This window comes from Vibrio sp. 10N.286.51.B11 (assembly GCF_041469245.1).
In the GTDB taxonomy this organism is placed as follows: domain Bacteria; phylum Pseudomonadota; class Gammaproteobacteria; order Enterobacterales; family Vibrionaceae; genus Vibrio; species Vibrio crassostreae_C.
Genome location: NZ_JBFRKI010000007.1, coordinates 15,027 through 34,339, shown reverse-complemented (window position 1 = coordinate 34,339; position 19,313 = coordinate 15,027). Strand labels below are relative to the sequence as shown.

15 protein-coding genes are annotated in these 19,313 nt (G+C 43.8%); 11 read left to right on the top strand and 4 right to left on the bottom strand.

Annotated elements, in window-relative coordinates; all coding sequences use genetic code 11:
- The first annotated feature begins 7 nt into the window (after nucleotides 1-7).
- From AB4154_RS02835 to rsmF, 4 genes are all read left to right on the top strand, one after another.
- Nucleotides 8-1,804 (top strand): ABC transporter ATP-binding protein, encoded by a 1,797-nt coding sequence (locus AB4154_RS02835; RefSeq protein WP_017059690.1) that lies wholly within the window; start codon nucleotides 8-10, stop codon nucleotides 1,802-1,804.
- A 54-nt stretch (nucleotides 1,805-1,858) separates the two neighbouring features.
- Nucleotides 1,859-3,142, top strand: coding sequence for a PqiA/YebS family transporter subunit (locus AB4154_RS02830; protein ID WP_372122130.1), 1,284 nt, complete (start codon nucleotides 1,859-1,861; stop codon nucleotides 3,140-3,142).
- A complete protein-coding gene (locus tag AB4154_RS02825; protein WP_372122128.1) occupies nucleotides 3,129-5,786 on the top strand; it encodes an MlaD family protein in 2,658 nt (885 codons plus the stop codon). Before AB4154_RS02830 ends, AB4154_RS02825 begins: the two co-directional genes overlap by 14 nt.
- Nucleotides 5,787-5,935: 149 nt before the next feature.
- Complete coding sequence (gene rsmF / locus AB4154_RS02820) at nucleotides 5,936-7,357, top strand: 16S rRNA (cytosine(1407)-C(5))-methyltransferase RsmF (RefSeq protein WP_017063836.1); 1,422 nt, start codon at nucleotides 5,936-5,938, stop codon at nucleotides 7,355-7,357.
- 298 nt (nucleotides 7,358-7,655) lie between these two features.
- Here the strand turns inward: rsmF and AB4154_RS02815 are convergent, their stop codons facing one another.
- Nucleotides 7,656-8,564, bottom strand: coding sequence for a S1 RNA-binding domain-containing protein (locus AB4154_RS02815; RefSeq protein ID WP_174214340.1), 909 nt, complete (start codon nucleotides 8,562-8,564; stop codon nucleotides 7,656-7,658).
- A gap of 28 nt (nucleotides 8,565-8,592) precedes the next feature.
- On the opposite strand from AB4154_RS02815, the gene AB4154_RS02810 reads away from it, so the two are divergent.
- Nucleotides 8,593-9,948 (top strand): hypothetical protein, encoded by a 1,356-nt coding sequence (locus AB4154_RS02810; RefSeq protein WP_017063834.1) that lies wholly within the window; start codon nucleotides 8,593-8,595, stop codon nucleotides 9,946-9,948.
- A 108-nt stretch (nucleotides 9,949-10,056) separates the two neighbouring features.
- Here AB4154_RS02810 and AB4154_RS02805 read toward each other — a convergent pair whose 3' ends face one another.
- Together AB4154_RS02805 and AB4154_RS02800 are read right to left on the bottom strand one after the other, a co-directional pair.
- The gene (locus tag AB4154_RS02805) at nucleotides 10,057-10,542 is read right to left on the bottom strand and encodes a PaaI family thioesterase (RefSeq protein ID WP_017059696.1); all 486 of its coding nucleotides are present in this window, start codon (nucleotides 10,540-10,542) and stop codon (nucleotides 10,057-10,059) included.
- 159 nt (nucleotides 10,543-10,701) lie between these two features.
- Nucleotides 10,702-11,589, bottom strand: a complete 888-nt coding sequence (locus AB4154_RS02800) for a putative PEP-binding protein (protein ID WP_136974300.1) — start codon at nucleotides 11,587-11,589, stop codon at nucleotides 10,702-10,704.
- Between the two features lie 207 nt (nucleotides 11,590-11,796).
- Between AB4154_RS02800 and AB4154_RS02795 the strand changes: the two genes are divergently transcribed.
- Together AB4154_RS02795 and AB4154_RS02790 are read left to right on the top strand one after the other, a co-directional pair.
- A complete protein-coding gene (locus AB4154_RS02795) occupies nucleotides 11,797-12,855 on the top strand; it encodes a 3-deoxy-7-phosphoheptulonate synthase (protein ID WP_017059698.1) in 1,059 nt (352 codons plus the stop codon).
- A gap of 12 nt (nucleotides 12,856-12,867) precedes the next feature.
- Nucleotides 12,868-13,350, top strand: coding sequence for a YajQ family cyclic di-GMP-binding protein (locus tag AB4154_RS02790; RefSeq protein WP_017063832.1), 483 nt, complete (start codon nucleotides 12,868-12,870; stop codon nucleotides 13,348-13,350).
- A 187-nt stretch (nucleotides 13,351-13,537) separates the two neighbouring features.
- Here AB4154_RS02790 and AB4154_RS02785 read toward each other — a convergent pair whose 3' ends face one another.
- Nucleotides 13,538-14,479 carry a bifunctional precorrin-2 dehydrogenase/sirohydrochlorin ferrochelatase gene (locus AB4154_RS02785; protein WP_136974301.1) on the bottom strand — a complete coding sequence of 314 codons (942 nt, stop codon included), beginning with the start codon at nucleotides 14,477-14,479 and terminating at the stop codon, nucleotides 13,538-13,540.
- Nucleotides 14,480-14,959: 480 nt separating this feature from the next.
- On the opposite strand from AB4154_RS02785, the gene AB4154_RS02780 reads away from it, so the two are divergent.
- From AB4154_RS02780 to AB4154_RS02765, 4 genes are all read left to right on the top strand, one after another.
- Nucleotides 14,960-15,988: an amino acid ABC transporter substrate-binding protein gene (locus AB4154_RS02780; protein ID WP_017059701.1), complete on the top strand. Its 1,029-nt coding sequence runs from the start codon at nucleotides 14,960-14,962 to the stop codon at nucleotides 15,986-15,988.
- Between the two features lie 71 nt (nucleotides 15,989-16,059).
- Nucleotides 16,060-17,265: an amino acid ABC transporter permease gene (locus tag AB4154_RS02775; protein WP_017063829.1), complete on the top strand. Its 1,206-nt coding sequence runs from the start codon at nucleotides 16,060-16,062 to the stop codon at nucleotides 17,263-17,265.
- A 1-nt stretch (nucleotide 17,266) separates the two neighbouring features.
- Nucleotides 17,267-18,364 carry an amino acid ABC transporter permease gene (locus AB4154_RS02770; protein WP_017066317.1) on the top strand — a complete coding sequence of 366 codons (1,098 nt, stop codon included), beginning with the start codon at nucleotides 17,267-17,269 and terminating at the stop codon, nucleotides 18,362-18,364.
- A gap of 22 nt (nucleotides 18,365-18,386) precedes the next feature.
- A complete protein-coding gene (locus AB4154_RS02765) occupies nucleotides 18,387-19,151 on the top strand; it encodes an amino acid ABC transporter ATP-binding protein (RefSeq protein WP_017059704.1) in 765 nt (254 codons plus the stop codon).
- Nucleotides 19,152-19,313: the final 162 nt, after the last annotated feature.

Below are 19,313 nucleotides of genomic sequence, written 5' to 3'. Positions count from 1 at the left end.
CATTACAATGAACAATTCAGAAGACACTATTAGCCGTTCTTGGTTAATAACTCAAGTAAAAAAACACAAGTCCAAATTACTGTTTGCTAACATTATTGCCATATTTGCAACTCTCATTAGTGTCCCTATCCCGTTGCTCATGCCATTAATGGTTGATGAAGTATTACTTGATAAGCCCGCTTCAGGCTTAGAGATGATGAACCACCTACTTCCATCTTCATTACAAACACCGACTGGCTATATAGCACTAACTTTGTTGTTAGTGATTATCATGCGCTCCGTTAGCCAAGCGCTGAACATTCTGCAAGGGCGCCAGTTTACGCTTGTGTCCAAAACAATTACCTATCAAATGCGCAGCAAGATGATAGATAAGCTTGGCCGCATCAGTATTCGACAATACGAAACCAAAGGCAGTGGCGGTATTAACGCCCACCTAATAACAGACATAGAGACAATAGATAAGTTCATTGGCTCGACTCTTTCTAAATTTATCATCAGCTTCCTGACCGTGTTCGGGACAGCGATCGTGCTGTTGTGGTTAGAGTGGCGTTTAGGATTGTTCATTTTATTGGTCAATCCTGTTGTAATTTATTTCTCCCGTAAACTAGGCAGCAGGGTCAAACACCTTAAGAAATACGAAAACCAATCTTTCGAGCGCTTTCAAAACCGTTTGGTGGAAACCTTAGACGGCATTTACCAACTGCGTGCGGCGAATAAAGAACGTATCTTTCTCGATGAACTTAAGGTTCAAGCAAACCAAGTAAGAATCGATGCAGACAAATACGCTTGGCAATCTGAAGCTGCTGGCCGTGTTTCGTTTCTGCTGTTCTTACTAGGTTTCGAGCTTTTCCGTGCCGTCGCTATGCTAATGGTGTTATTCAGTGACTTAACCATTGGTCAGATTTTCGCGGTATTTGGCTACTTGTGGTTCATGTTAGGCCCGGTCCAAGAGCTACTAGGGATTCAATTCTCTTGGTATAGCGCGAAAGCGGCACTACAACGCATCAACGATCTTCTTCAGTTAGAAGAAGAGAAGCGCCCTATCAGTAAAGTGAACCCATTTACTGAAGATCAAGAAGTGACAGTTGACATCGAAGACGTTACATTCTCTTACACATTAGAAAACACTGTTTTAAATAGGCTATCGCTGCACATCCCTGCAGGTAAAAAAGTCGCTTTGGTCGGTGCGAGTGGAGGGGGTAAATCTACGTTAATCCAGTTGCTGATTGGGGTTTACCAAGCAGACTCAGGTTGCATTCGCTATAACGGTGAAACAACCGATGACATCAGCTTTGATGTAATACGCAATCAAATTGCCGTTGTTTTACAACAACCTATACTCTTTAACGATACATTAAGGCATAATCTGACCCTTGGTGCTGAATACGACGAAATGTCGTTGTGGCGTGCGCTTGAAGTCGCTCAAATGCAAGATGTCATCAAGCAACTGAGCAATGGCTTAGATACACAAATTGGTAGGAATGGCGTTCGACTGTCTGGTGGTCAACGACAACGCTTAGCAATAGCTCGTATGGTGCTGAGCAATCCTAAGTTTGTTATTCTTGATGAAGCGACATCTGCACTCGATACAGCAACAGAGTCAGCACTGCATAAAGCGTTGAGCGAGTTTTTGAAAGATCGCACAACTTTGATAGTGGCTCATCGATTATCAGCGGTGAAACAAGCCGATCTAATCTATGTTTTAGAAGATGGGCAAGTCACACAAACGGGAACACATGGTGAATTGGTTGAACAACAAGGACTTTATCAAACACTCTACGGCAGTGTGCAATCGCACGCCTGATGTTTGTAGTCCTAAGTATTTAAGTCGGGCATCGAGCCTAACTGACGTTTCAACTTGGGAGGTCGCGTGACCTCCCCATTCCCAACCAACCCTTTATCAACTCAGCATCAATGCGATAGTAGCTCAGTGCGCCTTTGTCAGGGCTGCGAACTCCCCGTTGATAAAATGGACATCCCTTTAGGGAAATCCGCTTACTGCCCAAGATGTGGCACTCAGCTTTATAGAGGCGGCACCCCTAGCCTGTCTGGAAACCTAGCAATCGCTGTCACTTGTTTATTGCTATTTATCCCATCGCACTTTTTCGAATTCATCAGTATTCGCTTGATTGGTGTCATGATACCCGCGACTTTACCATCCGGCGTCTTTACCTTAATGGGCGAAGGTTTCCCTTTGCTTGGTTTGCTGATTCTGTTCTGCAGTTCGATCGCTCCGTTGCTTGTATGTAGCTCGGTGCTCATCACCCATGTATCACTGAGTTTTAAGATCTTCACACCCTTTCGTTATGCATTAGCCATTATTCAGACTCTCAAACATTGGATGATGTTGGATGTGTTTCTGGTAAGTTTGGCGGTCTCATGTTTCAAACTGCAAGATTACTCTGACATTTTCGTCGGCCCTGGTTTGATTGGCCTGATTCTTCTGCAGCTTTTCAGCGTATTACTAGTAAGCCGTATCAGTGTACGTCGCTACTGGGAAGCTTGGGCAAAAGAATCCGAATACTCTTTTGCTGAGAGTAAGAACGTACACTGTCACAACTGTCACCTATCTCAGCCTGACGGTCATACTTGTGTGCGTTGTCACCATGACTTATACCACCGCAAGCCCTACTCTATACAGAAAACTTGGGCTCTGCTATTTGCCGCATCCGTGGCTATCGTGCCAGCCAATGTCATTCCTATTTCTATTCTTATTACCAACGGTCAAAGGCTAGAAGACACCATCATTTCCGGTGTCGCTTCGCTGATTAATAGCGATATGTATGGCATCGCTGCGATCATTTTCATTGCCAGTATCGTCGTGCCAGTCGCGAAAATACTGGGCCTCGCGTACATCTTAATCTGTATCAAGATGAAGCGCGCCGTTTACCACAGGCAACGTATGACCATCTATTTCATCGTGAAATGGGTGGGGAAATGGTCGGTAATGGATCTGTTCGTTATTTCGATCATGATGACCTTGGTCGACCGCGGACAAATTTTAAACTTTACACCAGGTTATGGTGCAGTCGCTTTTGGCGTCGTAGTTGTTCTCACGATGCTAGCAGCGGAAAGCTTAGATCCTAGGCTAATTTGGGATAACTACACCTCTAAAGATGAGTCAGTGTATGAACAACGATAACCAATCACAAACGTCATATTCACCAGAAGTAAGGAAAAACAAAGGCATCTCCCCTTTGTGGATTCTGCCGATATTAACCGTCGCCTTAGCCGGTTGGTTGGTCATGAAATCGATACACGATGCTGGGCAACGTGTGCAAATATACTTCTCAGATGCCGCAGGTTTAGTCGCAGGTCGAACAACGATTCGTTACCAAGGCTTAGAAGTGGGTATGGTGCGCGACATCACTTTATCCAAAGATCTATCGAGCATCTATGTCGATGCAGACATCTACCCTGAAGCGAAGAAGCTACTCTCAAAAGGCACTCGTTTCTGGCTTGTAAAACCGACAGCAAGTTTGTCGGGTATCTCAGGATTAGACGCACTTGTTTCAGGTAACTATATTGCTATCCACCCGAGCGAAACCAAACAAGACCCAGAAACCATTTTCCAAGCGTTAGAATCCTCCCCTTCTGATTTACTGGCTTCTGAAGGTTTGAATATTTCACTGACGACCAAAGATCTGGGTGGCGTGTCTGTTGGTTCTCAAATCGTTTACCGTAAAATCCCAATTGGTGAGGTTTACAACTACCAGTTAAACGACAACGCGAAATCCGTTACGATTCAAGCGTCAATTAAAGATGAATACAGCCATATCATTACCGACCAAAGCCGTTTTTGGAATGTCAGTGGTTTAGGTGCCAGTATTGGTTTTTCTGGTGTTGATGTTCGCTTAGAGAGCCTAAGTGCATTGCTTGGCGGTTCAATTGCGGTCGACTCTCCGGGAGAAGGCCAACCCGTAGAGATGAATACCAAGTTCAAACTCTACCCAGATTTGAAGACAGCGGGTCGAGGTATCTCTATCAAGATCGCCGTTCCCGATGATAATAAAATCAGTGCAACGGGTGCTCCGATCATGTATCGCGGCATTGAAATCGGTCAAATCACTGATTTATCGCTAAGTGAAGGGCGTGAAAACGTCGTTGCATCTGCTGCTATCCAACCGGCATTCAGTGACTTTTTAAACAGCGGCAGTAAATTCGTTCTAGAAGAGGCTGAACTGTCGCTTACTGGCATGAAAAACATTGCCAATTTAGTGACAGGTAACTTTTTAACCTTGGTACCGGGTGAAGGTGAAAAGGCGCGTCGATTTACTGCAATCCGCAAAAATGAATTCAGTCAGGAACAAGAGAAATCCGTTGCGATTCGCTTAACGTCGAACAATTCGTTCGGGTTAGATGTCGGTACACAACTTCTCTACAAAGGCATTGCCGTTGGCTCTATCATCCATGTGGGATTAGTTGATGGTGTTGGTACGGGCTCTGAAAAACACGAAGTCTTCATGGATGCACTTATCGATAATGAGTACGCGCACCTTATCAAAAGCCACAACCGTTTCTTTGTGACAGGTAGTGCGACTGCAGAGCTAACCGAATCAGGCTTGAGTGTTACGGTCCCACCAGCAAAACAGCTTCTTACCGGCTCGATTAGCTTTGTGAGTGAAGGTAAATCTGAAGCTCGAACGGACTACCAACTTTTCCAAAGTAAGTCGTTAGCAGAAATTGCTAAGTTTAATCAGTCTGGTTCAAAGACACTTTCTTTGTTTGCCAGTGAGTTACCTTCAATTTCTAAAGGCAGCCCACTCCTCTACCGCAACCTACAAGTGGGTAATATTTCTGATTTTCAGCTTGCCGACGGTGGCGTAAGAATCAAAGTCACAATCGAAAATCGTTACACGCACTTACTCAACAAGCACACTGTTTTCTGGAACCGTTCAGGCGTTGAGGTTGATGCGTCTCTATCGGGTATCAGCATTAAAGCGGCACCAGTTAAAACCCTTATCCAAGGCGGTATTGCTTTTGACTCTCTGCCAGGAATCGACAACAAACTCGGCGATGTGTGGAAGCTTTATAAAGATTCGAAATCCGCTCGAAAATTTGGCCGCGCGATTACTATCACCTCTTCTGGCGATCAAGAAGTCAGCAAGGGCATGGCGATCAAATATCAAGGTGTCACTGTTGGTGAGGTTACTTTGGTGATTCCGAACTTCAACAAGGGCGGCATTGAAATTACTGCGCGTATTTTACCTGAGTACGTCGACAAGATTGCCGTAACGAACAGTCACTTCTGGTTGGCAGAACCTGAGATTGGCCTTAATGGCATCAAAAACGTCTCTGCGCTGCTCTCTAAACACATCAACGTAGACCCGGGCAAAGGTGAAAGAAACACGAAATTTGAGCTTAGCAAAGGACCTGTGCAGCCTGAAGGCAAGATATTCCAACTGCAAAGCGAAACGCGCGGCTCAGTATCTGAAGGTACACCTATCCTATTCCGTGAACTAGAAATTGGCAGTGTTATAGATGTTCAGCTGGGCGAGTTTGCTGATCGCATCATATCTACGATTCAAATAGAACCTGACTACGCGTATCTAATCCGCGCAAACACCGTGTTCTGGAACGTGTCGGGCGTCGATGTCTCTATCGGCCTGTCAGGCGCAAACATCAAAGCCGGAACGGTAGACAGCTTGTTAAGAGGTGGTATTACATTCTCAACGCCACCGACAAATGAACTTCAACCAGTAGCAAGCGAAGATCAGTCTTTCTACCTCTATCCTCAAGCCGAAGATGAGTGGAAATCATGGAGAACCGCAATTCCTCGTCCATAGAGTGAACTCTCTGACGTTTCTGGAAGATTAATTCTTCATCAAAATGCAGCCATTAGGCTGCATTTTTGTTGTTTGCTGCAAATATGGTTTAGGACGGCCTCATTTTGCTTTAAACTCCCCGCATTAATGCAATAAATCGAGATACTCTTTTGCACGCTAACGTATATATTCCTGAAGAATTCCTAACGCACATCGAAGCAATCATGCCTAGTCATCTAGATATGGCTTCTTTTGTTGCGTCATGCCAAAAACCACTTCGTAAAAGTATTCGAATCAACACATTGAAAATCAGTGTTGAAGACTTCCTAGTACGAGCAAAAGAGAAAGGCTGGGAACTGGAACCTGTACCTTGGTGTGAAACGGGCTTTTGGATTACAGCGGACGAAAGTGAAGCGCCACTAGGTAATACGGCAGAACACATGTCTGGTCTTTTCTACATCCAAGAAGCCAGCTCGATGATGCCACCCTCGGCACTTTTCCAAGGCGAAGCTGATTACCAAGCGGTGCTAGACACTGCGGCTGCACCCGGCTCTAAAACAACGCAAATCGCTGCGCTAATGAATAATCGCGGTGTATTGGTTGCCAATGAGTATGCAGCAAGCCGTGTGAAAGTCCTTCACGCTAACATCGAACGTTGTGGCGTTCGTAATGCCGCTCTAAGTAACTTTGACGGTCGAGTTTTTGGTGGTTGGTTACCAGAACAGTTTGATGCTGTGTTGCTAGACGCACCCTGCTCTGGCGAAGGCACCATTCGTAAAGATGCCGATGCGATGAAGAACTGGACGTATCAATCAGTGGTCGACATTGCCGACACGCAAAAAGATCTGATTGAAAGTGCATTCCATGCTCTTAAACCTAATGGTGTTTTGGTTTACTCAACGTGTACGCTTAGCACCGAAGAGAACCAACAAGTGTGTCATCACCTAAAAGAAACCTTTGGTGATGCGGTTGAATTCGAATCTCTGGAATCACTATTCGACAACGCAAAAGCAACCACGACAGAAGAAGGCTTTCTTCACATCTTCCCACAGGTCTATGACTCTGAAGGTTTCTTTGTTGCACGTATCCGTAAACTAGCGTCTGTTACTCCACCAGAAGTTAAAAAACGTATGGGTAAATTCCCATTTGAAAAAGCATCAAAGAAAACTCAGCAAGAAGTCGCTGAACAACTAATGAGTACTCTCGATATCGAATTGCCAAGCGATACTCAGGTTTGGATTCGCGACAAAGACGTTTGGCTATTCCCAGAAGCGCTAGAGCCGATGATCGGTGAGTTCCGTTTTTCTCGCATGGGAATCAAGATCGCTGAAACCCATAAAAAAGGTTACCGCTGGCAGCACCAAGTAGCGACAACGCTCGCAACAGGTAATGAAGCTAATGTTGTAGAGCTTAGTATTGAAGATGCTCGTGAATGGTTCATGGGCCGCGATGTTCGCCCTGAAAACTTGTCAGGAAAAGGTGAAGTACTAGTGAAGTACAATGGTGCAATCATCGGCCTTGGTAAGTGGGTTGGCAACCGAGTGAAGAACGGTTTACCACGCGAACTCGTGCGCGATAAGAACCTTTTCTAAAAGCGTTCGCACTGAGTACACCTTAATAAACAAAAAGCCCAAACAACGTTAATTGTTTGGGCTTTTTCTATTCTATCGGCCATATAAGTCAGTGTGCGAGCGCTTGTAAATAAACAGCTAATTATATAAATATCAATTCAAGTCACTATTTCCAAAAAGAAAAATCGCATTTTAGAGAATCTAAACTAGACTTCAATCTAACAGTCAAAAGATTAAAACGATTAGCGTAGGCTCTTCGGAGCCCTTTCCCCTAAGCCCAAACAGGAAGGTTTGGGCTTTTTTTGACCGAAAGGACCGCTTACTTAACTAAGCTGATACCTTCTTTGTCGATAGTGATCTTGCCAGATTTGTATAGACCACCAATTGTCTTCTTGAACGTACCTTTGCTGGTTCTGAATGCAGAGAAAATAACTTCAGGAGAAGACTTATCATTCAAAGGCAGGTAACCGCCTTTCTTCTCAAGCAGGTCAAGAACCTTAGTGCTTAGGTCATCCATCTTAGCCACACCAACCTTCTGAAGAGACAAATCAATCTTACCGTCTTCTTCACGAACGTTTTTAATGTAGCCTTTTAGTGTTTTACCAATGAACAGCTTACCGATGATGTCAGATGGGAAAATCATACCCCAGTGTTCACCGTTCACGATCGCTTTGTAACCTAACTGGCTGCGCTCAGCGATAATGAGATCGACTTGCTCATTTTGCTTATAAGTCGCAGGCGTGTTGTCTAACCATTTGTTGAACTTCGTTGTACCAACGATACGGCTCGATGCTTTATCGATATACACATATACTAAGATTGACTGACCTTCGTTTAAACGGCCACGCTGCTCGCTGAAAGGAACAAGAAGGTCTTTACCTTTCACGCCCCAGCTCATGAATGCACCAGTGCTGTTAACACCTTCAACCGTCATCAAACCAAACTGGCCTACTTGAGCTATTGGTTTTTCAGTCGTTGCAGCGATCTGGTTGTCAGAATCTATGTATAAGAAAACATCTAGCTTTTGACCAATTTCAACACCTTCAGGAGTAAATCGTTTCGGCAGCAACACGGTTCCATAGTCGCTCGCGTCAAGGAATACACCGAAGTCTGCTTGTTTTACTACTTCTAAGTTGTTTATTTGACCAATATTAATCATCAAGATTGTCTCTACTTTAAATTTGGCGGAGATTATACGTGATCTCTGATATGCTTTCGCTAGTTTCATTCATATTTTTACATTCTAGGAGACATCGTTGATCACCGTTGATAAACAAGATGCGATAACACTTAAAATTAACCATGCCATGGCTAAGACCAAAAAGCTCGACATGGACGTTTATCTATTCATTCCCGGTGAACTTGGACTGACTCCTGAAGTGCTTTCTGAAAGTGCCTTTTTCTACAGCTCAATCACTCAAAAACGTGCCTACTATAGTGACAAAACACTTTTACCTTTGGTACACAGTCGCTTGGCAAAACGTGGACGCTTATCTACAACACAGTATCGTGTCAGTTTGAGTCTGTTTGCCTACCAATATGTTATCGCGTTAGATAAAGCAGTCAGCAGCTTAAATAAAACTGATAGTGACGACGTAACGGCTGATGAAGTAGATGAAGTCATTGAATTGGCTTTAGATATCTTGAAGAAGCTACGCCGAAGCATCCCTTACGAAGAAAATCTCAAGCGCTACTACGCTAATATCGATAACTACCTATCTTGGTATACCGAGCAAAAGTTCCTATCGCTAGTTTCACACATGCCACGAGGTAGTGAGTATTCAACGATTAAAGAACGACTCTTAACGCTTTGTGATAAAGAGACCGCGCACCGTAAACTGAACCGCTACAACTCAGCAAGAGTTCGAGAGGACGTTACCCGCTTGAGTAACAAGATGCGTTTGCTGCGTCGTTTGATTGAACACCCTATCGTGCTTAAAGAAAAGACAACGTCGATGGGTAAGAACGTTAAGCGTGCCGTGAAAGGCATCGCGACCGGTTTGGTGATGGTTGTCGTGACCACTACTGTGATCTTGGCTCGTGACTTTCTTGGTGAGATTACCGCCTCTTTCATCGTGGCAATGTCTTTCATTTACGCACTGCGTGAGATCTTTAAAGATGACTTGAGAGACATCCTTTGGCGCTGGCTACGTAAAGGCAAGCCAAAATGGAAGCGTCGTTACTATGATCCAACGACCAACAAGTCAGTAGGCCATAAACTGGAATGGTTGGACTACGCAAATTTTTCTAAGCTTGCAGATCGCATTCAGTCGATCCGTAAAAAGCGTGTGGTACAACGTGAAGAGCAAATCTTGCATTACCGCTCTCATACTGAGATGTCGACATCGACCTTTATGAGTGGTTATGAGGAGACTCGTGAAACGTTATCGATCAGCCTCAGAGCGCTGACACGGTTGATGGATAAAGGCTCAAACAAGATCTACCGCTTGAATGAAGGACAAGTGAGCCGCGAATCAGTAGAAAAGCGTCATCTTCTCAACCTGATCATTAAAGAGAACAACCATGATAACGAACCAACCTACTACCGTTGGAAGATCGTTATGAACCGTTCAAAAATAGTTGATATTGAGCAGATCACTCAAGAGTCATAGAGCCGTTATAAAGTTCTCTATAACGGTATGTGGAAACCATTCACATACCGTTGTTTTATCTCTTCAACGTTACCCATGACTTCTAAACCAAAATCTATTATTTAATCGCTATTTTCTTGAAGGGACTTTCTTAATTGAAAGCGTAAGCGTGAACTCCGCCATCGGCTCGTCACCATGTAAAGATGGGCAAGTCGCGATAATGGTTACGGGTTGATTGACCCGTTCTCCGGTCGACATGGTTTCTGCCAGCATAGTGTTGATCAGCTCACCGTCGTTACAAGTGAAATGCACATCACCTTCAGGGCGCTTCAAAAAGTTACCCGTCACCTCTTTAAAAGCCAACGAGATCTTTTCACCTTGCTGCTGAGATTTGCTCATCGCAAGAAATCCACCCGCGACATCCGCACCTACAGCCAAAACGCCAAAGTACATACTGTTAAGGTGATTCTTAGTACGCCTTCTAAGCGGGATTTTCACTTCAACATGTTGGTTGTCCAACGCGAGTAGTTTTGGTCGGCACAACCAGATAAGTGGGACTTTGAAAAAGCCAAACATGCTTAAGTAGAAATTTGCTTTTTGTAGAGGGGTCAACATTCGAATTACCTAGCCAAGTTAGTCATCAGACCAGTTAATCGACTAGCGATAAGAATGTCAAAAAAATGTTACAAAAAAGAGATATCATCGCACAATGATATCTCTTTCATTCTCAAAGCATTAGCGCCTTAAGTCGGCTTATCAGGCAAGCTAATCGATTTACGCAGTCACGACCGTTTCAACACCTTCAAGGTCAGCAATGTAACCTTGTAGACGTGGATAATCGACTAAACCTTGCGTAACTAGCAGCACTGGCTTCTTCGCGTTCAGGGTTGCTTTAACAATCATATCCAACAAGGTAATAACCGCTTCGTTTTGTGGATCAAAAGCGTGTTGCTGAGCTTCATTGTGTTTGTCTACGCCTAAAGTGAAAGACGCTAAGCTATCAACGTTTACCACTACACCATCGAAGTAATGCAGTAAACGTTCGCTCAGTAGCACTGCAGACGGCACATCGCACGAGAACAGTACTTTCAAACCGTTAAGGCCGCGTGGTAGCCCTTGCTCGGCAAGCAGGTCAATAATCTTAGCGGCATCGCTTAATGTTCGTACATAAGGCACAACCACTTCAACGTTAATACCCTGCTCACGCAATGTTTTAATGACCTGACACTCTAAAGCGAAAGCCTTGCTGTATTCTGGTGTTGCATAGCGAGCAACGCCACGAACGCCTAGTGCTGGGTTAATCTCTTCAGCTTCACAGTTCCCGCCAAGTAGCGAACGGAAGCCATAGCTGTCTGCACTACTTAATGCGATACGAACAGAAGTGTGATTTGGCTGAACGGCAGCTTGAATGGCAATCACTAAGGTCGAAACAAAATGCTCATCGACAGTTTTATCGCCAAGGATCGCATCTAAAGACGTTTTTTCAATATCAGTCAAAGTATCTAAGTGACTCTCGATACTTGGGTGATAAAAGACACGATCCATCACCAATTCTGATAGTGAAACGTATAAGTGGTTGGAATTATTATTATCGTTATAAGAAGGCAGCACATCACCTAAGACAAGTTCTGGGTGCAAAGTGCTTTGATTTTCTTGAGTCATTGCTGCTCCAGCATTTTTATGTTGTGTTCAAACGAAAATACCGATAGCTGCCTGTTAATACAAGTGAAAATCCCTTATTTGACGCTGGCCTGCTGATAAAAATAAGAATATTAGCAATAACTGAGATAACTTTGACTCAATAGAGTTTATTCCTCTGTTCAATTCCGTTATCTTAACCACTTCGCAATAGAATAAAAAAGCTATCACATGCCATTAAAAACTGATGAGTTGAGAACCCAAGCTCTGGGTCCTATGCCAACTCCTGCCGAACTAGGCAATGCACACCCTATTACTGACGACGTTGCTGAGCGCATTAAAAATTCTCGCCGCCAAATCGAAGATATCCTAACTGGTCGTGATAACCGCCTATTAGTTATCGTAGGCCCTTGCTCTGTTCACGATACAGATGCGGCACTTGATTACGCTGAGCGCCTAAGCAAAATTCAAGACCAGTACAAAGATGAACTGTTCGTTGTAATGAGAACCTACTTCGAGAAGCCTCGTACTGTTGTAGGTTGGAAGGGTTTGATTACAGATCCTAACCTTGATGGTTCATACGCACTTGAAACAGGCTTGAACAAAGCTCGTAAGCTTCTGCTAGATATCAACAAGCTTGGCCTAGCTACCGCGACTGAATTCCTTGATATGATCACAGGTCAGTACATTGCAGACCTTATCACTTGGGGTGCGATTGGCGCTCGTACAACTGAATCTCAGATTCACCGTGAAATGGCTTCTGCACTGTCTTGCCCTGTTGGCTTCAAGAACGCGACCAACGGCAACATCAAGATTGCTATCGATGCAATTCGTGCAGCACATGCTTCACACTACTTCTACTCTCCAGATAAGAACGGCCGCATGACGGTTTACCGTACTTCTGGCAACCCATACGGTCACGTTATTCTACGTGGTGGTGATAAAGGCCCTAACTTCGACGCTGAATCTGTAGATACTGCATGTAAGCAACTGGCTGAATTCGATCTACCTCAACGTTTGGTTGTAGACTTTAGCCACGCTAACTGTCAGAAGCAACACCGTAAGCAGTTAGAAGTTGCACAAGACATTTGTGAGCAAATTAAATCTAACAAGAACCAAATTGCAGGCATTATGGCAGAGAGCTTCATTATTGAAGGCAACCAGCCAATGACAGACATTAACAACCTAGAATATGGCAAGTCGATTACTGACCCATGCCTAAGCTGGGAAGATACTGCAACAATGCTAGACATGCTTGCAACAGCAATTAAAGATAGAAACTTAGCTTAAGGAAACAACACAATGCCATCATTTGACATTATCTCTGAAGTAGAAGCAGTAGAACTGCGTAACGCAGTAGACAACGCAAACCGTGAACTATCGACTCGTTTCGATTTCCGCGGCGTTGACGCAAGCTTTGATTACAAAGATGAATCAGTAAAATTGACTGCTCAAGACGATTTTCAACTGAAGCAAATGCGCGATATCCTTCGCAGCAACCTAACGAAGCGTAATGTTGATCCTAACGCGATGGAAGCGAAAGCGGCAGACCAAACAGGTCGCACTTGGCACCAAACGGTTATCTTTAAGCAAGGCATTGAAACTGATGTCGCTAAGAAGATCGTTAAGCTAATCAAAGACAACAAAGTTAAAGTTCAAGCTTCTATCCAAGGCGACAAAGTTCGTGTTACTGGTAAGAAGCGTGATGACCTACAAGCTGTTATGGCTCTAGTTCGCGGCGGTGAACTTGGTCAACCTTTCCAGTTTGACAACTTCCGCGACTAATTTTTGAGTTTGAGTGACCGCCTATTTGGGTTGCTCATTCATCAGCACAATGTCGTGTTTGAAATAGCAAAAAGCCACTTCTTTTGAAGTGGCTTTTTATTTATCTGGTCCAGCTTTAGTTTTATTCCGAGCCTCTAGCCGATTTCAAACAACCAGAAAGCTCTCATTTCAACTAGAAGCAATTACCTCAACTGAGTACTTGGGCTGCTGACAATTTTAGGTCTTTGCCGACCAACAGATTAAACTCTACGCTTGCTGGTGGAATAAACACACACACTCGTAATTTCTCTGCTCTTGCTTGCTCAAGCTTTGTTGATAGCTCTCCGCTGTTGGCGTAGTTCTCTCTTTCTGCATCTCGGCGGCACAGGTCGATAAATTCAAATGGACAATCGCTCGGTGAAAGTACGAGCTCTGCCTCCTGCATCAAACGTAAAGCCTTCATAGACAACAGCTCGACATCTTGCTCGAATTCAATCCAAGTGACCTGCCCTTCGCTATCAATGCCTTCGGTTAGCGCTTGCTGGTAGTAAGACTCTAACTGCTCTCTGTCATTCACCTGCTCGATAAAGCTGGATGACAAGAAACGCTCCCAAAATTTACGACGCTCGTCGACGGTTGGGAATGACTCTTTGATTGAATTGCGTTTTGATGCACCGAAGTCTGCTATCAAACCTATGTTTTGTGGCAATACCGTTTCGAGTTTTTCTCTGATATTTCTTACTAAAACAGGTGATGCCCCGCCACTAGAGATGGCAATTTGGATTCTGCCGCGATTTATCATCGAAGGTGTGATGAAGTCGCAGTAAGGAAGATCGTCAACCACATTGACTAAAATGCCCAGTTTTTTCGCATCATTATACACTTGGTGATTCAAGCTTGGGTTGTCTGTTGTGGCCCAAACCTGCAAGTAATTTTTCGATATGATCTGTGACGAGTAAAAGTTTTGAACCCAGTGAAGCTTGTTCTCGTCCACAAGCTGCTTTAAGTAAGGCGCTACCTTGGGAGACACCAAAGTCACATCCGCTCCCGCTCGTAGTAAGCTATCGACTTTACGGCAAGCAACCTCACCCCCACCAACCACTAAGATTGGCTTATTTTCTACATCCAAAAACATTGGGAAATAACGCATGTTCTTCCTTGAGACTACTTCAATAACTATTCAGCCATGCTACCAAATTTGGAGCATATTCATAACTATCGAAGTGTAATAAAAATATTTATTGACCAAATTTCAACATTTCTTAAGTTTAATATTTCATCATTGTGATGTTTATTCAGAATATTTATCTAGTCGATTATCAATATAAAAATCTAAATCTCGTTGCACCAACAGTGTGAACCGTTGCACTATTTACATTCACTTAACATTTGGTCATTCTAATTGTGTTCGGATTTGTGATTTCATTCAAAATTCTTTTTAAATTATACATTTGTGAAACTACGGATCCTTTCCTAACCTTATAAACAGTTGTTTAAATCGCACACAGTTTCATTTGCAAAATGCAACTCGTTTAATTTGAACAACAAGGTCATAGAAAACGCAACACATAAGAGAAACTCAAACGAGCACGAGTATCAGGTGTCACCTGGTTAACAAGGAAGGATACAAATGACAAATAAACTAACACTTCTTGCTTCAGTAGTAGCTGCATCAACTGCGATGATGGCAACATCGGCATCAGCGGCAGAAAGCACTCTGGACAAAGTCACATCTCAAGGATTTCTAACTTGTGGTGTAAGTACCGGTCTTCCAGGGTTCTCTAACCCTAACTCAAAAGGTGAATGGGAAGGAATTGATGTTGAGTATTGTCAAGCTCTTGCAGCGGCTGTACTCGGTGACAAGACTAAAGTTAAGTATGTACCTCTAACAGCAAAAGAGCGTTTTACTGCGCTTCAATCTGGCGAAATCGACGTACTATCTCGTAACACAACATGGACATTACATCGTGACACTGCTCTAGGTCTGAACTTCGTAGGCGTTAACTACTACGATGGTCAAGGCTTCATGGTTAAAAAAGAACTTGGCCTAACAAGTGCTCAAGAGCTTGATGGCGCTTCTGTATGTGTTCAATCAGGTACAACAACTGAACTTAACCTAGCCGATTACTTCCGTAACAGTGGCATGTCTTACAAGCCAGTGGTATTCGATACGGCAGCACAAACATCGAAAGGTTTCGACGCAGGTCGTTGTGACGTGCTAACGACTGACCAATCTGGTCTATACGCACTTCGCCTAAACCTAGCTGATCCTAAATCTGCAGAAGTACTTCCTGAAATCATCTCTAAAGAGCCTCTAGGCCCTGTTGTTCGTCAGGATGATGATCAATGGTTTAACGTTGCTAAGTGGACACTTTCAGCAATGATTAACGCGGAAGAATACGGCATCTCTTCTAAAAATGCAGACGAAATGCTTAAGTCAAAAGATCCAAACATCAAACGTATTCTTGGTGTAGACGGTCCTAAAGGTAAAGGCCTTGGCATTCGCGACGACTGGGGTTACCAAGTAATTAAGCAAGTTGGTAACTACGGTGAGAGTTTTGAGCGTACTGTTGGTACAGGTTCTCCACTTCAAATCTCTCGTGGTGTAAATGCATTATGGAATGCGGGCGGCTTTATGTACGCTCCACCAATCCGTTAATAAATTTTCAAGCATCAATTAGGGCGGAGTTTTCCGCCCTATTTATTAAATGGATTTGAGGTTATAGTAGTATGAAACCTAATGAAACTATTTCTCCAGCTCAGGCAAAGCCACAGCCCAAAAGTGCCAACTTATTTTACAACCCCACTTTTCGCTCCATCATTTTCCAAATTATCGCCGTCGGGGCGCTTTGTGCTTTCTTTTACACGATTGTAAATAATGCACTCACAAACTTAGATTCCCGTGGTATCACCACTGGTTTTGATTTTCTCTCACAAGAAGCTGGTTTTGGTATCGGCTTAACACTGATTGAATACGACGAGACCTACTCATACGGTCGTACATTCTTTATCGGTCTTCTCAATACCGCTTTGGTTTCAGTACTCGGCATCATGCTAGCGACAGTGCTGGGCTTTAGTATGGGTATCGCTAGACTCTCTTCAAACTGGCTAGTTAGCCGATTTGCAGCTGTCTACATTGAGATATTCCGAAATATCCCTCTGCTATTACAAATCTTTTTCTGGTATTTCGCCGTTCTACAAGCCTTGCCTTCTGCTCGTCAAAGTATGAGTCTAGGTGAAGCAATTTTCTTGAACGTACGCGGGTTGTACTTCCCTGCTCCAGTCTTTGAGCAAGGCAGTAGCATTGTCATCGCATCATTGATTGTCGGTATTATCGCTACGTTTATTATCAACATCTGGGCTAAGAACAGACAGAAACTGACCGGCCAACAAACACCGATGTTGCGAATTGCCGCTGCGTTGATTTTAGGCTTACCGTTGATAACTTACTTTGTTATGGGCATGCCTATCTCTGCAGATTACCCTGTGTTGAAAGGGTTTAACTTCAAGGGTGGTGTTACGATAATCCCTGAGCTTGCTGCATTGATGCTCGCTTTAAGTATCTATACAGCAGCGTTCATTGCTGAGATTGTTCGTTCAGGTATTAACGCGGTAAACCATGGGCAAACTGAGGCTGCGATGTCTCTAGGCATCCCACGTTCTAGAACTCTAAAGCTTGTCATCATTCCACAAGCATTAAGAATCATTATCCCACCACTAACCAGTCAGTATCTAAACCTGACCAAAAACTCATCACTTGCGATGGCCATTGGTTATCCTGATCTTGTCTCTGTATTTGCAGGAACAACACTTAACCAAACTGGACAAGCTATCGAAGTAATCGCGATGACAATGGGCGTCTACCTAACCTTGAGCCTATTAACGTCCGCTCTAATGAACATATACAACCGCAAAGTAGCATTGGTGGAGAGATAAGATGAGTACACATCAATTTCAACCTGATCTTCCGCCTCCAGCGAATACCGTTGGGCCAGTCGGTTGGTTAAGAAAAAATCTATTTAATGGACCTGTTAACAGCGTCGTCACTGTGATTCTTGCTTACTTTGCTTTCACCCTATTATGGGCAATAGCGGATTGGGCATTCATCAGTGCCGACTGGATAGGAACCACACGTGATGCCTGTACTAGCGAAGGCGCTTGTTGGGTTTTTATCAGCGTTCGTTGGGACCAATTCATGTATGGCTTCTACCCAGAAGCTGAACTGTGGCGACCTCGCCTCTTCTATGCAACGTTGGCCATTTTTGTAGCCTTACTGGCTTATGAAAAAACACCTAAACGTACGTGGATTTGGTTGTTCTTCGTCAACATCTACCCATTTATCATTGCTGGCTTGCTATACGGTGGCGTCTTTGGGTTAGAAGTTGTTGATACCCATAAATGGGGCGGCCTACTGGTTACACTGGTCATCGCACTTGTTGGTATTGTAGTGTCACTCCCTATTGGTGTTGCACTTGCTCTTGGGCGCCGCTCAGAGATGCCGATCATTCGCAGTATGTGTACCGTATACATCGAAATTTGGCGTGGCGTACCGCTCATTACAGTTCTATTCATGGCTTCAGTAATGCTGCCACTCTTTTTATCAGAAGGGACAGAAACCGATAAGCTCATTCGAGCACTTGTAGGGGTAGTTCTATTCAGTGCAGCCTACATGGCCGAAGTAATTCGAGGTGGTCTACAAGCAATACCAAAAGGCCAATACGAAGCAGCTGATGCTCTGGGGTTAAGCTACTGGAAAAAGACCGGGCTTATCATTCTACCTCAAGCTCTTAAAATCACGATTCCTTCAATTGTGAACACCTTCATTGGTTTGTTTAAAGATACCAGTCTTGTTTTGATTATTGGTATGTTTGATGTACTAGGAATTGGCCAAGCCGCGAATACCGACCCTGAATGGCTTGGGTATTCAACAGAAAGTTATGTATTTGTCGCGTTAGTGTTCTGGGTGTTTTGTTTTGGCATGTCGAGATATTCGATATGGCTAGAAAACAGACTTCACACCGGTCACAAACGATAATTAACAAGATCAAGGACGTATTATGACGCAGCAGACAGAAAACAACTCTCAAGGTCTTATGATCGAGTTGAAAGACATGAACAAGTGGTACGGTGAATTCCACGTACTTAAGAACATCAATTTAGAAGTTAAAAAAGGCGAGAAAATCGTTATCTGTGGCCCTTCAGGCTCTGGTAAATCAACGATGATCCGCTGCATCAACCGATTAGAAGAGCACCAAAAAGGTCATATCTTCGTTTCAGGTAATGAATTAACGGAAGACCTAAAGAACATCGAAGCCGTGCGTAGAGATGTCGGCATGTGTTTCCAACACTTCAATCTGTTTCCACATCTGACGGTATTAGAGAACTGTACTCTGGCTCCAATCTGGGTCAAAAAGATGCCAAAAGAAGAAGCCGAAGCGATTGCAATGAAGTACCTAGAGCGCGTAAAAATCCCTGAGCAAGCGGACAAGTTCCCAGGTCAGCTTTCAGGTGGTCAACAGCAGCGTGTAGCTATCGCTCGCTCTTTGTGTATGAACCCTCAAGTGATGCTGTTTGATGAGCCAACGTCGGCGCTCGATCCAGAAATGGTTCGTGAGGTGTTAGACGTAATGGTTGAGCTTGCAGAAGAAGGCATGACGATGCTTTGTGTAACGCACGAGATGGGCTTTGCTAAAGAGGTCGCGGATCGCGTTATCTTCATGGATGCCGGTGAAATCATAGAAGAGAACAACCCTGTCGATTTCTTTGAAAACCCACAATCAGACAGAACGCAGAACTTCTTAAGCCAAATCTTACACCACTAATGTGTTATGATGCATAAACTACAGAGGCGGCTTAGGTCGCCTCTTTGTTTTCAGTGTTATAATTAGTTTTTCAAGATTATAAACAGCGATTCAGTGCGATTAAAATTGAACAACGAACCTTAACTGCACTTTAAGAAATACTTTGTTACACCTTCAGAAACA

Coding starts and splice junctions, on each gene's coding strand:
- AB4154_RS02805 (WP_017059696.1), bottom strand. CDS start 10,542: ATGTTGACCCCTCTACAAAAAGCAAATTTCTACTTAAGCATGTTTGGC.
- AB4154_RS02825 (WP_372122128.1), top strand. CDS start 3,129: ATGAACAACGATAACCAATCACAAACGTCATATTCACCAGAAGTAAGG.
- AB4154_RS02800 (WP_136974300.1), bottom strand. CDS start 11,589: ATGACTCAAGAAAATCAAAGCACTTTGCACCCAGAACTTGTCTTAGGT.
- AB4154_RS02765 (WP_017059704.1), top strand. CDS start 18,387: ATGACGCAGCAGACAGAAAACAACTCTCAAGGTCTTATGATCGAGTTG.
- AB4154_RS02770 (WP_017066317.1), top strand. CDS start 17,267: ATGAGTACACATCAATTTCAACCTGATCTTCCGCCTCCAGCGAATACC.
- AB4154_RS02785 (WP_136974301.1), bottom strand. CDS start 14,479: ATGCGTTATTTCCCAATGTTTTTGGATGTAGAAAATAAGCCAATCTTA.
- AB4154_RS02835 (WP_017059690.1), top strand. CDS start 8: ATGAACAATTCAGAAGACACTATTAGCCGTTCTTGGTTAATAACTCAA.
- AB4154_RS02775 (WP_017063829.1), top strand. CDS start 16,060: ATGAAACCTAATGAAACTATTTCTCCAGCTCAGGCAAAGCCACAGCCC.
- AB4154_RS02780 (WP_017059701.1), top strand. CDS start 14,960: ATGACAAATAAACTAACACTTCTTGCTTCAGTAGTAGCTGCATCAACT.
- AB4154_RS02815 (WP_174214340.1), bottom strand. CDS start 8,564: ATGAAACTAGCGAAAGCATATCAGAGATCACGTATAATCTCCGCCAAA.
- AB4154_RS02795 (WP_017059698.1), top strand. CDS start 11,797: ATGCCATTAAAAACTGATGAGTTGAGAACCCAAGCTCTGGGTCCTATG.
- AB4154_RS02790 (WP_017063832.1), top strand. CDS start 12,868: ATGCCATCATTTGACATTATCTCTGAAGTAGAAGCAGTAGAACTGCGT.